The sequence below is a fragment of the Ruoffia tabacinasalis genome, from assembly GCF_042652985.1.
GTDB classification, from domain to species: domain Bacteria; phylum Bacillota; class Bacilli; order Lactobacillales; family Aerococcaceae; genus Ruoffia; species Ruoffia tabacinasalis.
Genome location: NZ_JBHSHQ010000059.1, coordinates 22,682 through 39,802, shown reverse-complemented (window position 1 = coordinate 39,802; position 17,121 = coordinate 22,682). Strand labels below are relative to the sequence as shown.

Here is a 17,121-nt window from a genome sequence, read left to right as displayed (position 1 = left end):
TTTTAGAAGACACAAAGATAGGGTTGATGACATTTTAATTTTTGTCATCAACCCTATTTATTGTAGAACCTGTTAAAAAACAATGGGGCTTTTTATTTGTGCACTAGCCTCTGTTGCCGCAGACCTAATGCTTTCTCTGCATTGTAATGGATCCGTTCAGACAATTCTTAATCGTTTTTGGGCACAGGCGGCTAACGCTGTCCTTAGATACTTATTGCCTCTTGTCGTGCGATAGGCTTTCTTTATCCCAGAACTTTCATACGAACCTTGAGATAAACATGTCCAAGAAGCTAAGTATTCCACTGATGAAAAAGCATCGATGTTAGCACCAATCTCACCTAAAATTGTTGCGGCTCCAGTTTATTTTATCCCTGGAATTTCCAAGAGGAGTTCGTACTCGGTGAGAAAGTCATCTAAGAAGTCGACTTCGATATCCTGAGTGAGTCGATTGATTTTCTGAGTACAAAAGCGCTATTCATCCAAAGAATCTTCTAAAAGTAGAGAATCAATTCGGCTTATTTTGCCATCTAGGGCCTATAAGAACTCTTCCGGACTGGCCTTCAGGTTAGAACCAAACAAACAGGCAAGTAACCGATTCTAAAGTTACCTGCCTGTTTCTTTACAATTTATTCAATTCTTCAACTTCTTGTATTGCGCTGACGACCATTTCACGTGTGATCTCATACGGTGAAACCTTGAGATCAGCCATGGTCATACACTTATCTAACATCTTATTGAAGTCTACCTCAGATGTCAGTTCTAACTGCTCTAAGTTTGTAGATAGATGAATGCTCTTCATGAATTCAAATAATTTATCGCGTGTTTCATATTGTTTGTCCATTGTAAGTAAGACCAATGCCCCATAACACGTCCATTCGCCATGCAAGTGAGTTTCTCCAGACTTAGTTGCTGTCGCTCCGTAATAGAGCGCGTGAGCTAAGTTTGAGTTGTAGTCATTATCAACTAACACTGATGTTAAGGCCGTTGTACCGATTATTTCTTGTAGAACTTTGTCGATCGCAGGACTCGCTTTGTGCTCATTCGCTGCATCCATCGCTGCTTTTCCGTTCGCAACCAATCGTTCATTACAGCCTTGGACAATTTTAACGCCTAGGTCATTTTCAAAAGATAACTCACGATCTCTTGCTGAAAATGTCGCCTCGATTTCTTTTGTAATTGCGTCACCAATCCCTGCCCATAAGTACTCAGTTGGTGCTTCAGCAATGACCGTACTATCTGCGAATGAATGTACTGGTGGCTGCGCAAGCATTTCTAACCCGTGCATCTCGCCGCTGTCTTCATATAAGACACACACTGCGGTGGTTGGGGCACAAGTAGAGGCAATCGTTGGGAATGAGAAGACAGGTTTGTCTAGTCTATGTGCCACTGATTTAACCGTATCAATGGCGCGACCACCGCCGACTGCAAACAACATATCTGCCTCTTTGACTGATTCAATTTCAGATAAACGGTCGATATTTGATAAGTTTGCATTTTTCCCGTACCAAATCGTGTCTATGACCTCTAATTCTGTTCTGGATAGAGCATTTAAAAGACGTTCTTGGCTAGCTTTCAAGGCTTTTTTACCACCGATAATTGCAACTTTCGTTCCAAAAGGTGCACAGTAAGTGGCGATTTCGTCATAGGCGTTTTCTCCGATGGTAAAGTTGGGTAAGTTTACAGTTAAAGGCATTTAATCACTCTCTTTATTAGAATATTTTAATTCTGATTATAGGGGAATTTAATAAATATGGCAAGTGAACCCGATTAAAGAATGGATTTCTACTTTTTATCACGTAAGACATGCAGGATGCCGTCTATATAAACTGGTCTCTTTCCGGCTTCCCGACAATAAAGGCAGTAACAGATAAGAGTGCCTGCACAGCCACAAAGAAGAGGTTTCCCGGTAGTTGTAAGATGGCCGCAACATAGAAAAACGCGCCAGCTAAGACGAAGTTCCTCGAATTGAAGACTAAGCCCACACCATTCATTAAAAATGCCAGTCCAACTGAAACAATGTGCGCAGTAAATTGATCTGATAGACTGATTTCATTCGCAGATGCTGACTGATCAATCATTATATACAGGTAAATGAGATATAGAACACTTAAGATAAATGCAATAGTAGCAAAGGTACGGGCAATTTTCTTCATTATACTAACCCCTTACTATTTAATAGTTGATAAAATTTAATAATGGTACTAGTTTACTATAGTATACTACATAATATTAGAAAATAAATACAAAATTTATCAAATGCTCATTTAATTTTAATCAAAATGGCAAAAAATGTGCAACTCAAGCCAAATGGACGAGCGGTTTGTCCTAAGTTGCCCCAACTCAAGCCAAATGGAGATACGGTTTGTCCTGAGTTGCTCCAACTCAAGCCAAATGGATGAGCGGTTTGTCCTGAGTTGCCCCAACTCAAGCCAAATGGATGAGCGGTTTGTCCTAAGTTACCACACCTCAAGTCAAATGGAGTTGCGGTTTGTCCTGAGTTACCCTAACTCAAGCCAAATGGCCGAGGGGTTTGTCCTGAGTTGCTCCAACTCAAGCCAAATAGCGATACGGTTTGTCTCCAGTTCCATTCGCAAAAAATCCGCCTACAAAAACAGAACAAACGTTTGGTTTAAGCCTTGTGTTATGCTATAATCGTGGCGTATAGTTTTTAAAAGGGAGTGTATTTAATGGCGGTGAAAGTTAGACGTAAAGACGCAGATAATATTATTAAAGCTTTGGAGGCAGGAGTCGTTCCAACAAGAGGAATTGAACATCTATTAGTGGGCCGACGCAACGAAGTGGAAGAAGTTATTCGTATCTTAGAATCTGTTTCAGAAGGAAATAGTGATTTGCGAATTTGGGTTGGAGATTTTGGTAGCGGGAAAAGTTTCATGCTACAAACCATTCAAAATTTAGCTCAACAAAAAAACTTTGTGAGTTCAACGGTAGATTTAACACCGAACCGTCGATTATATGCGAGTGATGGTAGTGCCGTTGCCTTATATAAAGAAATTATGAATAATTTAGTTAATAAAACAGCGCAATCCGGTAATGTTTTAAACACAATTATCGAAGAGTGGCTGATGACTGTTTTTCAAAAGGTTGGGGCAGATAAAGGCATCAGTCAAGCTGATATGATGGATCCGAAGTATGTGACTGATGTTGAAAATACTATTCTGGATATTACTACCTCTTTCAAATCTGTCGGCTTATCTTACGAATTAGGTCAAGCTTTAATCAAATACTATCACGGCCTAATTAACAATCAACGCCAGCTAACGGTTCACGCAATACGCTGGTTACGAGGAGATATTCGCACAGTCACTGAAAGTAAAAAAGAGCTTGGGATTAACCAAATTATTAAAGATGATAATTGGTATGACGCTCTGAAAACAATGGCTGAGTTATTCTTAGATATTGGTTACAGTGGCTTTGTGGTGAATTTCGATGAAGCGGTTAATTTATATAAATTAGCGAATGGAATTTCTAGAGAACGCAATTACGAGCGTGTGCTAAATATATATAATGAGTGTAAATCAGATGTGGCACGGGGATTATTTGTAAACTTCGGAGCGACTCGTAAGACAGTTTACGACCAACGCCGTGGAATGGCGAGTTACGGAGCTCTTCAAGGAAGACTCGGATTAGAAGAAAGTTTAGATTCTGAATATATCAATACAGACCGAACAGCTTTAGCTTTGAAACCTCTAACGAATGAGGAAATTTATACGTTATTAGCAAACTTACTCAATGTGTATCAAGTGAATTACGGTATAGAAATAGATTTTCCTGAAGCAGAAATTATTCGCTATATGGAAGCCCAATTAAACCGACCAGGTGCTGCAGAATTTTTAACACCGCGGGCTGTCATCAAAGATTTTATGGAAATACTCGCGATCATGCGTCAAAACCCAGGAGTGAAGGCTTCAGAGGCGCTTGAGAGTAAATTTGGTGAGTTAAGCGCACCAGTAGAAAAAGATGAAGACGATCATGACGATATCATCGAGGTAATTTAATATGGATGCTTTCTCACGTTTGAACCGCTCACTAAGAGAGTATATTTATCAAAGTGGCTGGCAAGAATTGCGACCTATTCAGAAAAAGGCCATAACCTTTGCCCAAGAAAGTCCAAATAACTTTGTGATTGCTGCACCGACGGCTTCAGGAAAGACTGAAGCGGCCTTCTTACCTGCGATGAATAGTATTGAAGATTGGGATACGGGCGTTCGAATAGTGTATATCTCACCTCTCATAGCCCTAATTAACGACCAATTCAAACGCTTGATGTCTTTGTGTAGTGAGATGGGTATTACCGTTACGAGTTGGCATGGTGAAGCCAATTCGTCCAAGAAGAAGAAATTACTGAAGAAACCGAATGGTATCGTGTTAATTACGCCGGAGTCCATTGAAGCAATGCTCGTTGGACGACCACATGAGGCTCGGACATTATTCGCTGAAACAGATTGGATTATTATTGATGAAATCCATAGCTTTTTAGGTGAGAACCGAGGCATACAATTGCAATCTTTATTAAATCGTTTAGCAACTTATACACAAAGAGAACCACGTTGTATAGGTCTTTCTGCCACACTTAATCAAGATGACTACATTAATTTGAAGGACTTTTTTCAAAATCAACGCGAGACAAGCATCATTGTTGATAGAGGTGCGAATGAAAAGGAGCACCAAGTGTTTTATTTTCCTAAAGCAAAAGGGGACATGCATTCTTTCAAACAAGAGATGGATGTGATTTATCAAGCTTCTTTGAAGGAGTCGATGTTAGTTTTCCCAAATAGTCGTAATAAAGTTGAGAAGATCGGGTCTAATTTAAATCAAAGAGCAGAGACGGATATGCAGAATTTTAGTTCGTATTTTGTTCATCATGCCTCTTTACCTAAACAAACGCGATTATTCGCTGAAGAATTCGCAAAAGAAAGTCGCGGACGTAAATTTACAATCACTTGTACATCTACTTTAGAATTGGGAATTGATATTGGTTCCGTTGATAGTGTGGTTCAATACGGGGCGCCACCCAATGTGTCGACCCTTTCTCAAAGAATAGGGAGAAGTGGACGGCGAACGGGTGTGAATAAACTGCGCTTTATAGCCAACGAACCTTGGAGTTTACTTCAAGGCTTAGCGACAATTGAATTGTTAGAGGAAGGGCAACTGGATAACACACCTGCCGTGAATAAACCTTATGACGTCTTAGCACATCAAATTATTTCTCTAGTCATTGAACACAATGGGCTTACGCGACCTAATTTATTAACCGAATTAAGACGTGGGAAAGTTTGGGAAAAGATTACGGAAGAGGAAATCAATGAATTAATTGACAGTATGCTGTCCAAAGAATATTTAGAGTTGCTCGATAACTTTGAATTGATTTCTGGGTATGAAGCGCAGCCTCTACTTCGAATGGCTGAGTTTTATACGCAATTCTTTACAGAACCGGAACTAAGAGTCTATCACCAGTTGCAACATATTGGAACAATTGCCTTAGAACCAGGCTTAAGACCTGGGGACAATATTTTATTAAGTGGGAAAGTCTGGCGAATTTTGGGTATTGAATTTGAACAGAAACAAGTTCATGTCATGCCTGCGAAAGTCGGGGAAGCTTACTTTGAATCACGGGATCGGCAAGATGTGTCCAATATCGTGAGACAAAGAATGCGAGAGATACTTTACCGGGACGACCAATCTCGTTACAGCGGTGAAATCCGTTCAACGTTAAACCATCTTGCAGATAAGATCGTCTACCGAGATGGTTTTTATTATCAATTAACGGATCAAGGAGACCCGTGGTTAGTCACTTTTCTAGGGTCGAAAGCAAACCGGACGCTAGCTTACATGATTGAATTGTTTACCGGCCAGCGCGTTCGAATAAACGACCTACATGCGACCACGTTAATGGGGAAAGATTTGGACCGGACAATGCAGGAAATTCGCGATACACTTGTGACTTACCAGCAATTTTATGATTTCTTTAACCGTGAAGATTCCTTACTCTTAGGTGAAACAAATCATTTAAAATACCAACAGCTTGTCCCACGTTCTTTAATGATCGATTATGTGATTGAAAATCAACTGGACTTGATGACTGTTTTTGCTTATCTTAGTGAGATAGAATGATTTTGAAAGGAGGGTGTTCGATGAAATTCATTCGTTATGACGCCATTAAAAATTGGAAAAGTAATAATCTTGAAGATATATTTGATGTAACCGATGAGATCCCGGAGAAAATCCAATTTGCGAAACCAATTGATAAAGAGATTGATTGGCTAGAATTTGTTGACGTCGACCGTTATTATGATGAGTTAGTCTATTCGAGTGAGTTTCAAGACCTTGTGACTTCTTTATATTTGGAAGTCATGAAAGCGTTAGAACACCACTTTGAAAAGAGACGAAAAAACTTAAGGAAATTTATGCGACGATCAACGACCTATGCCTTTGATAACAATTACTTGTTCCAAGCCTTGTTTAAGTATTTACGCACACATATTATTTATCATTACCTACCTAGTTATGACACCTATTCAAGTTACGATACTTATTTACTTGAACAAGCCTTTGAACCATCGGATTTAAATGTCATCGGTGCTGTCATGGAGACATTTTTAAGTGAATTACCACCTGCAAGTCCTGAATTTCGTCAGTTATTTGGACTAACTGAATACGGGACAGAAGAAGTGTGGTGGGACATGGACGGGAAGTACCGTGAGGAAAACGACATGACCCAAGTGCAATTAAATATTATGCAATCAACCACACCAAGGACAACAAAACCTTGGCTAGGTGAGCATAAAGATGAGATTGTTTCCCTCTATTTAAACTATTGGGAAATTATTACTTCTGACAAATGGGAAGAGGGACCCACGCGCAGTGATAAACGCAATCGGTTTATTTACCGTATTGTGAAGCGTCCTTTAAACCCATCTGCTGAGAATAAATATCATCGCTTCATGTCATCCTTATTAAAAATAGCAGAAAATACGATTCGGAAAAAACACAAAATGCGTCAGATTAAAGTTGAGGCCGATGAGGACAATCTTAGCCGTCGCTTCCGTAAGGCGGTATTTGAAGCAATTATGGCTCACAATGCTTCACTGATCGAAGTCGCAACGAAGAAACAACCTAAAGTTATCCGATTAAATCCAACAAAAATATCCGATTCACAAAAAGACTTATCTTCAGTTGTGAATATGATTAGTGATTTTGTAGGTGAAGATGATTCTGAAGAAGAAGAGCAAGTTGAAGTCGAAGTGAGTGAAGTGACTGAAGCTAAGGACCAACCAGTAGATGAAAATCAAACTTACAAGGAATTTGTGAGACGACTTGTAAAGGAAACATCACTCAGCGTGACTGAAGTGACAGAAACTTGTCGAGAAAATGGGACGTTACTCAATGCCTTTATTCATGCCGTGAATCAATTTCTATATGATGCTTTTGAAGATCAGGTAGTTGTAGTTGAAGGTGACGCGATTGTTGTCGATGAATTTTATATTGATGAATTAAATGAACTTGTTGAGAATGATTTTTCTGAGTTAGACTAATAAAACCCACTCGGCTGAGTGGGTTTTGTTTTCGTAATTATTCTCTTTCAATTCCTAGAAGACCAATCGCACCAGGTCCACCATGACTTGAGATAACTGCTCCAGTGTCAAACCATTGATCTGTATTCGCATTGTGTTGGCTTAACAGACTGTACACTAAATCCTTATTTTCATCACTCACACCCGGAGATCCACCGACCATCACTGTTTCTGGATCTCCGGGTGTGAGTGTTAAAGAAATCAGCGATCATTTTTTTTATGCAACGGTCAAAGTTACCGCGGTATTTTTTCCCTGATACTAAGTAACCATCTTCGATGACAATGGTTGGGTGAATATTAAGAAGTGAAGCACCATGAAAAGCTAAGTTTGATACGCGTCCACCGGCTTTTAGATATAACAATGTATTTGGTAAAAATATAAAACGCGTACGTTCGCGAATATTTTCAACAAAGGCAATGATATCTTCAGGACTTGCGTCTTGATGATGTTCAATATATTCAGCAGTTGCTTTGATAATGGCAGTTTGGCCAATCGTCACATTTTTGCTGTCAACGAGATGAATATTTTCAAAGTCTTCCGCAGCAATTTTAGCTGCGTTAAATGAGACGGTTGTTACTGCAGAATATGCAATATGAATAATATGTGCATCTGGATATTCCTCAAAAATTTGACGGAAGCATTTTGCATTGTCGTCAGGTGTACTTCCAGCCGTCTTAGGCAGTGTGCCAGTCTTTTCATAGAAATCAAAGACTTCTTTAACTGGGAAAGTTCCATCCGGGCGTGTCTCATCTCCCATTGTGACGTGCATAGGAATGATGCGTACACCGTAACGTTCGACTAGCTCTTTGGGTAGATCAGATCCGCTTTCAGCGGTAATAATAAATTTTGTCATAATAGCCTCCATAGGTTATTGAATTGATAAGTGAACTTTAGTTCATAATACCACAATGTAACGGCTAAAGGAATTCTATAAATGACGAGTATTATAGTATTTCAATGATTTGTTTTATACGGGGGTCAATCAATTTGTAGTAAATTCTCGTTCCTTCTCGGCGTGTTGATACAGCATTTACTTGTTTTAATTTCATTAATTGTTGTGAGACAGTCGATTGCGGTAAGTCTAAGACTTCTTGAATCGAGCCCACACTCATTTCTTCACAGTCAGATAACACCTTCACGAGTGAAAGCCTGATTGGATGACTGATTGATTTAAGTAAATTCGCGCATGCGTCATAATCCATACTCATACTATGTCCTCCTTAGTTAAAATTTGTTAATTATAATTAAATTGTAATAAGTTAAATTTTAAGTAAATTAACAGATGATAAATATAATAAAATTAATATCGTTGGCAATTTCTTCCATGGCTCTGTCTTTAATTTCTTCATTCACTAAGCCGCCAGTATCATCTGATTTAACTTAAAGTTTACCTGAAAATGTGATTGTTACTTTTGCATTTTTCATGAAAAAACATCCAGGTTACAATTTTTTAATATAATTATATAATACTCTAGTGACTCAAATATTGCTATAAATTATTATATTTAGTGGATAATTTTTTGTAAGAATGTATTTTGAATGGGAACTGAACATATGCGCTTATTTGAATTATATTAAAACTAGAATATTTTTTAACAATATTATTAGGTTTTTAAAGTCTGCTTTTTATGTGGCTTATTTTATTTAACTTTTTTAAAAAAATAAAAATGGGATTCAGTGTTTTTTACGTATCTATATATGGAGGTGAAAATTTTAAATGAGTAAAAAGTTGGAACAGTTATTAATTTGTGGAACTCGTGAAGCACTTTTAAGTAAAGAGATGGAGAAAGAGTTTTATAATTTAGAGCAGGGCTTTCGAGGAGAGAATGAGCAATTGGAGTGGTTCAAAAAGTACGGTAGTGAGCATTGGCATTATGTTTCGAATTATTGGTTTAATCACGGCAAGCTCTTGGAAGCGGATATGTTAGTGATTTCTGAGCAAGAGTGGCTTGTTATAGAAGTGAAAAATTATCATGGTCTTTTTGAGTATAAGGATAGAGAATGTTATATTAACGGGCGTCTGATGAGTGACGATCAAGTTGCTAAAATGAATCATCGGTTGAATCGGATTCGCCACATTGCTGCCGAAGTGAGCCCAGAGATAAAAGTAGTTGGCGCGATGGTGTTTATTAATGAGCATAGTGATGTGCGATTGGACCATGGTAATGAATTCGACATTGTTATGCGTAATCAATTGCAGCGATTTATACGAAAGTTTCGCGAAAGAAATGATTACCCCCTATCGAACCAAAAGCTCGATCGTGTGTCTCGAGTTTTGAAAAAACATCAAGCAACGTCGCCTTTTGTACCGAAATCATTGCCACTTGAATCGTTTGCTGAATTGCGAAAAGGTATTACTTGTAAAGCATGCGGAAGTTTTGAAACGCAATCTAAGTATAAAAGCATAAAGTGTCGTAGCTGCTTAACAACCGAACATAAGCACGAAGCAGCACTGCGAACCGCTTACCAATTACGCTACTTGTATTACGACCACCCGAAAATGCTGACACGACGTAATATCTATGAGTTTTGTGGTAAGTTAATCAGCGAACGAACAATTTCTAGAGCCCTAACAAGTCGATATAAGATAATTGGTGCGACGAGCAGCTTGTATTATGATATTCAAATATGAGATAGTGGGTCGTCTTGAGCCAAATGGAATTGCGGTTTGTCCTAAGTTCGGTCAACTCAAGCCAAATGGAGTTGCCGTTTGTCTCAAGTTAGCTCAACTCAAGCCAAATGAATTACGGTTTGTCCTCAGTTGGGTCAACTCAAGCCAAATGGATTGCGGTTTGTCCTAAGTTCGGTCAACTCAAGCCAAATGGATTTCGGTTTGTCCTAAGTTCGGTCAACTCAAGCCAAATGAGATTGCGGTTTGTCCTAAGTTCGGTCAACTCAAGCCAAATGAGATTGCGGTTTGTCTCGAGTTCGGCCAACTCAAGCCAAATGGACTTGTGGTTTGTCCTGAGTTAGCTCAACTCAAGCCAAATGGAGTTGCGGTTTGTCCTAAGTTCGGTCAACTTAAGCCAAATGGAGTTGCGGTTTGTCCTAAGTTCGGTCAACTCAAGCCAAATGGATTACGGTTTGTCCTCAGTTGGGTCAACTCAAGCCAAATGAGATTGCGGTTTGTCCTAAGTTCGGTCAACTCAAGCCAAATGGATTACGGTTTGTCCTCAGTTGGGTCAACTCAAGCCAAATGAGATTGCGGTTTGTCCTGAGTTAGCTCAACTCAAGCCAAATGGATTTCGGTTTGTCTCGAGTTCGGCCAACTCAAGCCAAATTGATTGCTGTTTGACTCAAGTTCCCACCGCATCTTAAATTTTAGTATAATGGTATAACAATTAGTTAGAATTACAGGAGGTATTTTGATGAATGAAATTAAATGTCCCCACTGCGGGACACTATTTACGATTGACGAAGCGGGGTATGCAGATATTTTAGCCCAAGTTCGAACAAAAGAATTTAATGAAGAGATTCATGAAAAACTCGAGCAGATCAACGCCCAACATAAGAGTAATTTAGCTCTAATTGAGGAAAAGACGAAGAATTCCTTTGACAAGCAAATTACAGAAAAAGATAAAGTTATCGCTGATCTGGAGAATAAAACCGCTTCGCTAGAAAAAGACAAAGAACTCGAACTACAAAAAGCTTTAGCGGCAAAAGATAGAGAATTGACTGAGTTGAATGCGCGAATTCAAGCGATTGAAAATGAGAAGAAACTTGAATTGTCAGAAAGCAATGCAGCTAAAGAAAAAGCGCTGATGGAGTTAGAGTCTAAGATGACGCTTCAGGAAAAGGAACGGGAATTAGAGTTAAACTCAGTTAAGGAAAAATACGAAACAGAAATGAAATTAAAAGACGAGACAATTGCATTTTATAAAGATTTTAAGGCGAAGCAATCGACTAAAATGGTTGGTGAAACTTTAGAACAGCATTGTGAAATTGAGTTTAACCGCCTTCGAATGACAGCTTTCAAAAACGCAGAGTTTGGTAAGGATAACGATATTAAATCCGGAAGTAAGGGCGACTACATTTATCGTGAGAACGATGAGCACGGCAATGAAATTATCTCGATTATGTTTGAGATGAAAAATGAAGGCGATGAAACGGCAACGAAGAAAAAGAATGAGCATTTTTTTAAGCAACTAGATAAAAACCGAAATGACAAAAAATGTGAATATGCGATTCTTGTCTCAATGTTAGAATCTGATAATGAACTCTATAATAATGGAATTGTTGATGTATCGTATGAATATGAGAAGATGTATGTGATTCGTCCACAATTTTTTATCCCGATTATTACACTCCTTCGAAACGCAGCGATGAATTCGCTAGAGTACAAGCAAGAAGTAGCTTTGATGCGTGAACAAAATATCGATATAACAAATTTTGAAGAGGATCTCGATACATTCAAGTCGGCATTCGCTAGAAATTATGACCTGGCAAGTCGAAAGTTCAAAACAGCGATTGATGAAATTGATAAGACGATTACGCATCTGCAAAAAACAAAAGATGCCTTAGTCTCTTCCGAAAACAACTTGCGATTAGCCAATAACAAAGCGGATGACTTAACGGTTAAGAAATTAGTGAGAAAGAACCCAACAATGAAAGCGAAATTTGATGCATTAAATTAAAAAAAGAAGCACTTGGAATCTATCCAGGCGCTTCTCTTTTTTTAAATTTTAATTCCATGTAAAAATAAATCGACAATACTTTCTATCGAGACGAATTGATAACGTTGCATGTCTGGGCTGATGTAAGGGGCAATCACTATAAAATAATGCGAAGCGATTTCCTCAGCAGTATGGTCCGGACGTAGCTTCGTCAAATTTTCCTTAAACAAATCTACAAAAGGTTGTTTGTAGCCATTTAAGAAGATAGTGTACAATTTGGTCTTACTCTCATCAGATAAATCAGATTCCATATCTTTCATCATTGTATAGATATCGACGGGATCGTTATCTTGGAGGTAGCGGGTCATACGGTTGAGACGCTCATGTAATGATAAATGACTGTTATGGGCAATATAATTCAGTTGAATATTCACTTCATCTCCGAGTTGTTCTAGGACGGAAATGTATAAAGTCTCTTTATTTCGAAAATGATGATAGAGATTCGGCTGGGTAATCCCTACTTCTTTTGCGATGTGACGCGTTGAAGTTGCCTTGTAACCGTTGGTCATAAATTTTTTACGGGCAGTATCTATAATCATTTGTCTCGTTGAGATCTCTTTAGAGGTCAATATACTCGCTCCTTCCTTCTTTAATATTATACATCGAAATCGAGAATTTACTAGGTGAATCCCAAAAATATATCTTGCATGTGAAAAAATTGATTGATATACTTATCACGTGATAAGTTAAATATAAAATTAGAGGTGAAGATATGTTTTTAGCTTGGAAAGAAATTAAATACGCCAAGACGCGTTTTTCATTAATCGTCGGTGTATTAGTATTAGTGAGTTATTTAGTTTATTTTTTAACTGGCTTAGCCTTCGGTTTGGCTCAAGATAACCGAACAAGTGTGGATAAATGGGAAGCACAAGCAATTGTATTGGCAGACGAAGCCAATTCAAATATTAATATGTCAATGATGCCACAAGGTTTAATCAATGATATTGAAGCTGACGAGATAGCCGTTCTAGGAAAAACTGCAAGTGTTGTAAGTCGCGATAATCAGACTGAAGCTGAACAAGAAGAGAATAAAATTTCAGTGACATTCTTCGGAATTGATTCAGAGCAATTTATTGCACCAAATATCGTTGAAGGTGAGATGTTTCAAGAAGACTTTCAAGTTGTGGCAGATATTAGTATCCACGAAGAGTTTGGTATTGAAATTGGTGACGTTTTAAATCTTGCGGGAAATGATGAGCAAGTTGAAGTCGTTGGTTTTACCGACAACGCGAAATTCAATGTCGCTCCGGTACTATACACAACTGTTTCAACATACCAAGACGTGCGGTTCGAAGCAATTGATGATTCGGATGAAGGGCGTGTGAGTGCCTTTATTATTCGTGATGATGATTTAAATAGTGTCGAGTTGGATAATGAAGACCTAGAATTGTCACCAATTTCTGAATATATTGAAGAAATACCTGGATATACCGCACAAGTATTAACATTTGGGCTGATGATTATTTTCTTAATTATTATTGCGGCAGTTGTGATTGGGATATTCATGTATGTGTTGACGGTTCAAAAATCAAGCATGTTTGGTGTGATGAAAGCCCAAGGGATTTCAACCAAGTACATTGCGACATCCGTTGTAAGCCAGACCTTTATCTTATCAGTCATTGGTGTAGCAGTTGGCTTGTTGCTTACGATGGGGACAGCTCTGGTATTACCAAGTACGGTGCCATTTGCCTTTAATATGTACTTTATCTTAATTATAACCGTGTTAATTGTCTTGTTTGCCTTATTAGGCGCGTTCTTCTCAGTGAGAACGGTAGCCAAAATTGATCCGCTAGAAGCGATTGGATAGGAGGGATTAGATGAAGAAAGCAATTGAAGTAAAAAATGTGTCCAAAACATTCGATGATGGACGTAAAGAGATTACAGCCTTAAAAGATACGAACTTTTCGGTTGAAGAGGGAGAATTTGTTGCGATTATCGGACCAAGTGGTTCAGGTAAGAGTACATTTCTAACGATTATTGGAGGCCTTCAAGCGCCTAGTAAAGGGGAAGTCTTGATTAATGGCAACAAGTTCAGTGAAGAGAATGATAAGAAAAGAACGAAGCTACGCTTTAAAGAAATCGGCTTTATCCTACAAGCATCTAACTTAATACCTTTCCTAACAGTTGAGGATCAGTTGCGTCTTGTGAATAAAATCGAAAAAAAGGCATTCGAAAAAGATCGAGTGGATTCCTTATTAGAACAATTAGATATTACGGACTTACGGGATAAATATCCGAGCGACCTTTCAGGTGGAGAACGCCAACGTGTAGCGATTGCGCGTGCCTTGTTCCATGATCCGTCAGTGATTTTAGCCGATGAGCCAACAGCTAGTTTGGACTCGAGTCGTGCGTTTGAAGTGGTTGAAATACTAGCTAAGCAAACAAAGGAACAGAAAAAAGCAACAATCATGGTAACTCACGATGAGCGACTCATCAAATATTGTGATAAAGTGTATTACATGGAAGACGGCGAGTTGCGCTTAGATACAGATAATAACAAATAGATTTAATGAAAAGAAAGAGAGCATTTTATGCCATCTTTCTTTTTATTTTTAGTATGATAAATCAAAAGACAAAGGAGTCACTTATGAATCAAGATGTAAGAATTGGTTACGCGTGTTTGAATCCCGATATTAGCCAAGGATTCAAGACATGCCGTTTTGATAATTTAACAAATGACAAATGGATTGAATTGATTGAGTGGAATCTGGCGACATTGGAAGAGATGATTACTTATACAGTGGATCACGGCATCGGTTTACTACGTCTATCGAGTGATCTCATTCCTTTTGCGACGAAGCCTAAAGAGGGTGTGGACCTGGATTGGAAAGAGTATTTTGAATCAACGTTCCATCGTATTAAAGACAAAGTACAATCAACTCAGTTACGAATTTCGATGCATCCAGGACAGTATACGGTCTTGAATTCCATGGATATGAATGTGGTCCAACGAGCGATTGACGACTTGGAGTACCATTCGGAATTGTTAGAACTACTTGGAGGCAATCAGACGAACAAAATCATAATCCATATTGGTGGGGTGTATGGTGATAAAGAAGCCGCAATGGCACGCTTTATTGACCAAGCCAATCAGTTATCTAAACGCGTGCGCGGGCATTTAGTGATTGAAAACGATGAGCGTTTATATAGTATTCATGATGTTCTTTCTATTAGTGAGCAGACCGGATTACCCGTTATTTTTGATAATTTGCATCATGAAGTTCGCCGGCCCGACGACCCAACACCAATGGCTGAGTATATTCAAGTAGCAGGGCAAACATTTCAAGAAGCAGATGGTCGTCAAAAAATTCATTACAGTCAACAAGCGCCTGGAAAAAAAGCCGGTGCCCATTCCCAAACGATAGCGATCAAATTTTTTGTCGCTTTTCTAAAGCAACTTCCTGATATGTATCCTCTCGATATTATGTTAGAAGTTAAAGATAAGAATCGGTCTGCAGAAAAGATTCAAGTATACTTGGACCAAGATGTGGCTGCTGCGGAGAAACTGTGGGCGAAGCGGAAGTATTCCGTTCTGGCTAAGTCTGCTGGGATCTATCAGAAGATACGGGATGTTTTAAAAGATAAGCAACATGTTAATTTTTTGCTGTTCATTGAACTGTTGGAAGAAGCTGAGGTGGCGCCAGAGAATGTGGGCGCAGAAGTGAATGCAGCACAACATATTTGGGGTTACTTCAATAAGCAAGCAACGAGCAAAGAGACAGCGACGTATCAAAAAAATATCGCAAGGTATCAAGCAAATGAAATAACTTCGCGTCAATTACGTCAGTTCTTTAAGCGGTTGTTGAAGAAATATCCGAATGATTATTTGGAGAAGAGTTTGTATTTTAATGAATAAAAAATGTGGAATTAAGAGAGGGGAGATATTATGTTAGTAATGAATCCAACGAAAAAAACATTACCTTTGTTTTCGTACATTGAGAAAGTAGACAATGAAAAAAGTGCCAAACATTTCTCAAAAACAAATCCATTTTATTCTTGGCATGTTAATTACGTTACAGTAAATCGTAAAAAGGTTTTGTTTTTAGTCAATGATTTAACCTTTTTACCGGTCGTTTTAGCGGATATCAATGCGACGGAGAAGAAACAATTAGATGCCCATATTGAAGATGGCATTCAACTGGCTTTTCAAATGCTTGGTATTCCAAAAGGAAAAATCCGCCGTTATTTTGAAAATGCTCGAAGTATTAAAGTAAACAAAAATCATAACCGAACGATTTCAAGTATTGTGAATAACTATATTTATTTACTAGAGTATTTTCCTTTAGATTGGGAGCGAGTTCCTCAAGTTAGAATAATGGCGGCTTTGAATGACCATATCTTCTCGTCGAATGATTACAAAACAGCAGACGAAACAACTCGCATGGCTTTTGAAAATCACTTAGATATTTTAGACAATGAGTTTAAAGAAGAAGAGACGGAATTCGTTGATACGTCGTTTAAGGCTAATACTAATGAAGCGATCGCTGCTTTTGGCATTTATTTAAAAGAAGAGCTAGAGCTGAGTGACAAAGTTGTAAAACGGCATAACGATAATGCAAATCTATATGTGCAAGAATTACTAGTATATCGAAGTTATCAACCTGACTTAAACGAACTTGACTTTTTAACTCTATTCTTGAGTGGTTATATCGTTGATAAAGGGATTGTTCAGTCGCAAACAGGCGTGCAACAGATGGGGACTTCGTTGAAGAAATATTACCGATTTTTAGCCGACGCGCATAAAATAACTGCTTCTCAACATAAAGAAATTAAAGATGTCATTGGCGAAAGTGTCGAAGCGGGTAAGAGTTTGTTCATTTATACTTCATTCGATATTGATTATTAATAACGCAAA

At 38.4% G+C, this 17,121-nt stretch carries 16 protein-coding genes; 9 read left to right on the top strand and 7 right to left on the bottom strand.

Annotated elements, in window-relative coordinates; translation table 11 throughout:
* Positions 1-156 precede the first annotated feature (156 nt).
* The 3 genes from ACFO5Y_RS09770 to ACFO5Y_RS09760 all read right to left on the bottom strand — a co-directional run bounded on the left by ACFO5Y_RS09770 (position 157) and on the right by ACFO5Y_RS09760 (position 2,153).
* On the bottom strand, positions 157-345 hold the full coding sequence (locus tag ACFO5Y_RS09770) for a transposase (RefSeq protein WP_197105027.1): 189 nt from the start codon (positions 343-345) through the stop codon (positions 157-159).
* A gap of 274 nt (positions 346-619) precedes the next feature.
* Positions 620-1,693: an iron-containing alcohol dehydrogenase family protein gene (locus ACFO5Y_RS09765; protein ID WP_197104995.1), complete on the bottom strand. Its 1,074-nt coding sequence runs from the start codon at positions 1,691-1,693 to the stop codon at positions 620-622.
* A gap of 124 nt (positions 1,694-1,817) precedes the next feature.
* Positions 1,818-2,153 (bottom strand): hypothetical protein, encoded by a 336-nt coding sequence (locus ACFO5Y_RS09760; protein ID WP_197104996.1) that lies wholly within the window; start codon positions 2,151-2,153, stop codon positions 1,818-1,820.
* A 534-nt stretch (positions 2,154-2,687) separates the two neighbouring features.
* Between ACFO5Y_RS09760 and ACFO5Y_RS09755 the strand changes: the two genes are divergently transcribed.
* Genes ACFO5Y_RS09755 through ACFO5Y_RS09745 form a run of 3 tightly spaced genes read left to right on the top strand, consistent with a single transcriptional unit; the run spans position 2,688 to position 7,553 of the window.
* Complete coding sequence (locus tag ACFO5Y_RS09755) at positions 2,688-4,016, top strand: BREX system ATP-binding domain-containing protein (RefSeq protein WP_197104997.1); 1,329 nt, start codon at positions 2,688-2,690, stop codon at positions 4,014-4,016.
* 1 nt (position 4,017) lies between these two features.
* Complete coding sequence (locus tag ACFO5Y_RS09750) at positions 4,018-6,132, top strand: DEAD/DEAH box helicase (protein ID WP_197104998.1); 2,115 nt, start codon at positions 4,018-4,020, stop codon at positions 6,130-6,132.
* Positions 6,133-6,152: 20 nt separating this feature from the next.
* The gene (locus tag ACFO5Y_RS09745) at positions 6,153-7,553 is read left to right on the top strand and encodes a tellurite resistance TerB C-terminal domain-containing protein (protein ID WP_197104999.1); all 1,401 of its coding nucleotides are present in this window, start codon (positions 6,153-6,155) and stop codon (positions 7,551-7,553) included.
* Positions 7,554-7,590: 37 nt separating this feature from the next.
* Here the strand turns inward: ACFO5Y_RS09745 and ACFO5Y_RS09740 are convergent, their stop codons facing one another.
* The 3 genes from ACFO5Y_RS09740 to ACFO5Y_RS09730 form a co-directional block, all read right to left on the bottom strand.
* Positions 7,591-7,734, bottom strand: coding sequence for a hypothetical protein (locus ACFO5Y_RS09740; RefSeq protein ID WP_231606932.1), 144 nt, complete (start codon positions 7,732-7,734; stop codon positions 7,591-7,593).
* The gene (locus tag ACFO5Y_RS09735) at positions 7,727-8,446 is read right to left on the bottom strand and encodes a DegV family protein (RefSeq protein WP_231606933.1); all 720 of its coding nucleotides are present in this window, start codon (positions 8,444-8,446) and stop codon (positions 7,727-7,729) included. The genes ACFO5Y_RS09740 and ACFO5Y_RS09735 overlap by 8 nt, the downstream gene beginning before the upstream one ends.
* Positions 8,447-8,537: 91 nt before the next feature.
* On the bottom strand, positions 8,538-8,801 hold the full coding sequence (locus ACFO5Y_RS09730) for an ArsR/SmtB family transcription factor (RefSeq protein WP_197105000.1): 264 nt from the start codon (positions 8,799-8,801) through the stop codon (positions 8,538-8,540).
* Between the two features lie 509 nt (positions 8,802-9,310).
* Between ACFO5Y_RS09730 and ACFO5Y_RS09725 the strand changes: the two genes are divergently transcribed.
* Together ACFO5Y_RS09725 and ACFO5Y_RS09720 are read left to right on the top strand one after the other, a co-directional pair.
* Positions 9,311-10,225 carry a nuclease-related domain-containing protein gene (locus ACFO5Y_RS09725; RefSeq protein ID WP_197105001.1) on the top strand — a complete coding sequence of 305 codons (915 nt, stop codon included), beginning with the start codon at positions 9,311-9,313 and terminating at the stop codon, positions 10,223-10,225.
* Positions 10,226-10,961: 736 nt separating this feature from the next.
* Entirely contained in the window at positions 10,962-12,227 is a 1,266-nt protein-coding gene (locus ACFO5Y_RS09720; protein ID WP_197105002.1) for a DUF2130 domain-containing protein, read from the top strand.
* Between the two features lie 41 nt (positions 12,228-12,268).
* On the opposite strand, the gene ACFO5Y_RS09715 is transcribed toward ACFO5Y_RS09720, so the two are convergent.
* Complete coding sequence (locus tag ACFO5Y_RS09715) at positions 12,269-12,835, bottom strand: TetR/AcrR family transcriptional regulator (protein WP_197105003.1); 567 nt, start codon at positions 12,833-12,835, stop codon at positions 12,269-12,271.
* 143 nt (positions 12,836-12,978) lie between these two features.
* Here ACFO5Y_RS09715 and ACFO5Y_RS09710 point away from each other — a divergent pair, with 143 nt between their 5' ends.
* The 4 genes from ACFO5Y_RS09710 (at position 12,979) to ACFO5Y_RS09695 (ending at position 17,112) form a co-directional block, all read left to right on the top strand.
* Positions 12,979-14,073 carry an ABC transporter permease gene (locus tag ACFO5Y_RS09710; protein ID WP_197105004.1) on the top strand — a complete coding sequence of 365 codons (1,095 nt, stop codon included), beginning with the start codon at positions 12,979-12,981 and terminating at the stop codon, positions 14,071-14,073.
* 10 nt (positions 14,074-14,083) lie between these two features.
* Entirely contained in the window at positions 14,084-14,770 is a 687-nt protein-coding gene (locus ACFO5Y_RS09705; protein WP_197105005.1) for an ABC transporter ATP-binding protein, read from the top strand.
* A gap of 83 nt (positions 14,771-14,853) precedes the next feature.
* On the top strand, positions 14,854-16,122 hold the full coding sequence (uvsE, locus tag ACFO5Y_RS09700) for a UV DNA damage repair endonuclease UvsE (protein WP_197105006.1): 1,269 nt from the start codon (positions 14,854-14,856) through the stop codon (positions 16,120-16,122).
* A 30-nt stretch (positions 16,123-16,152) separates the two neighbouring features.
* The gene (locus ACFO5Y_RS09695) at positions 16,153-17,112 is read left to right on the top strand and encodes a DUF6933 domain-containing protein (RefSeq protein WP_197105007.1); all 960 of its coding nucleotides are present in this window, start codon (positions 16,153-16,155) and stop codon (positions 17,110-17,112) included.
* Positions 17,113-17,121: the final 9 nt, after the last annotated feature.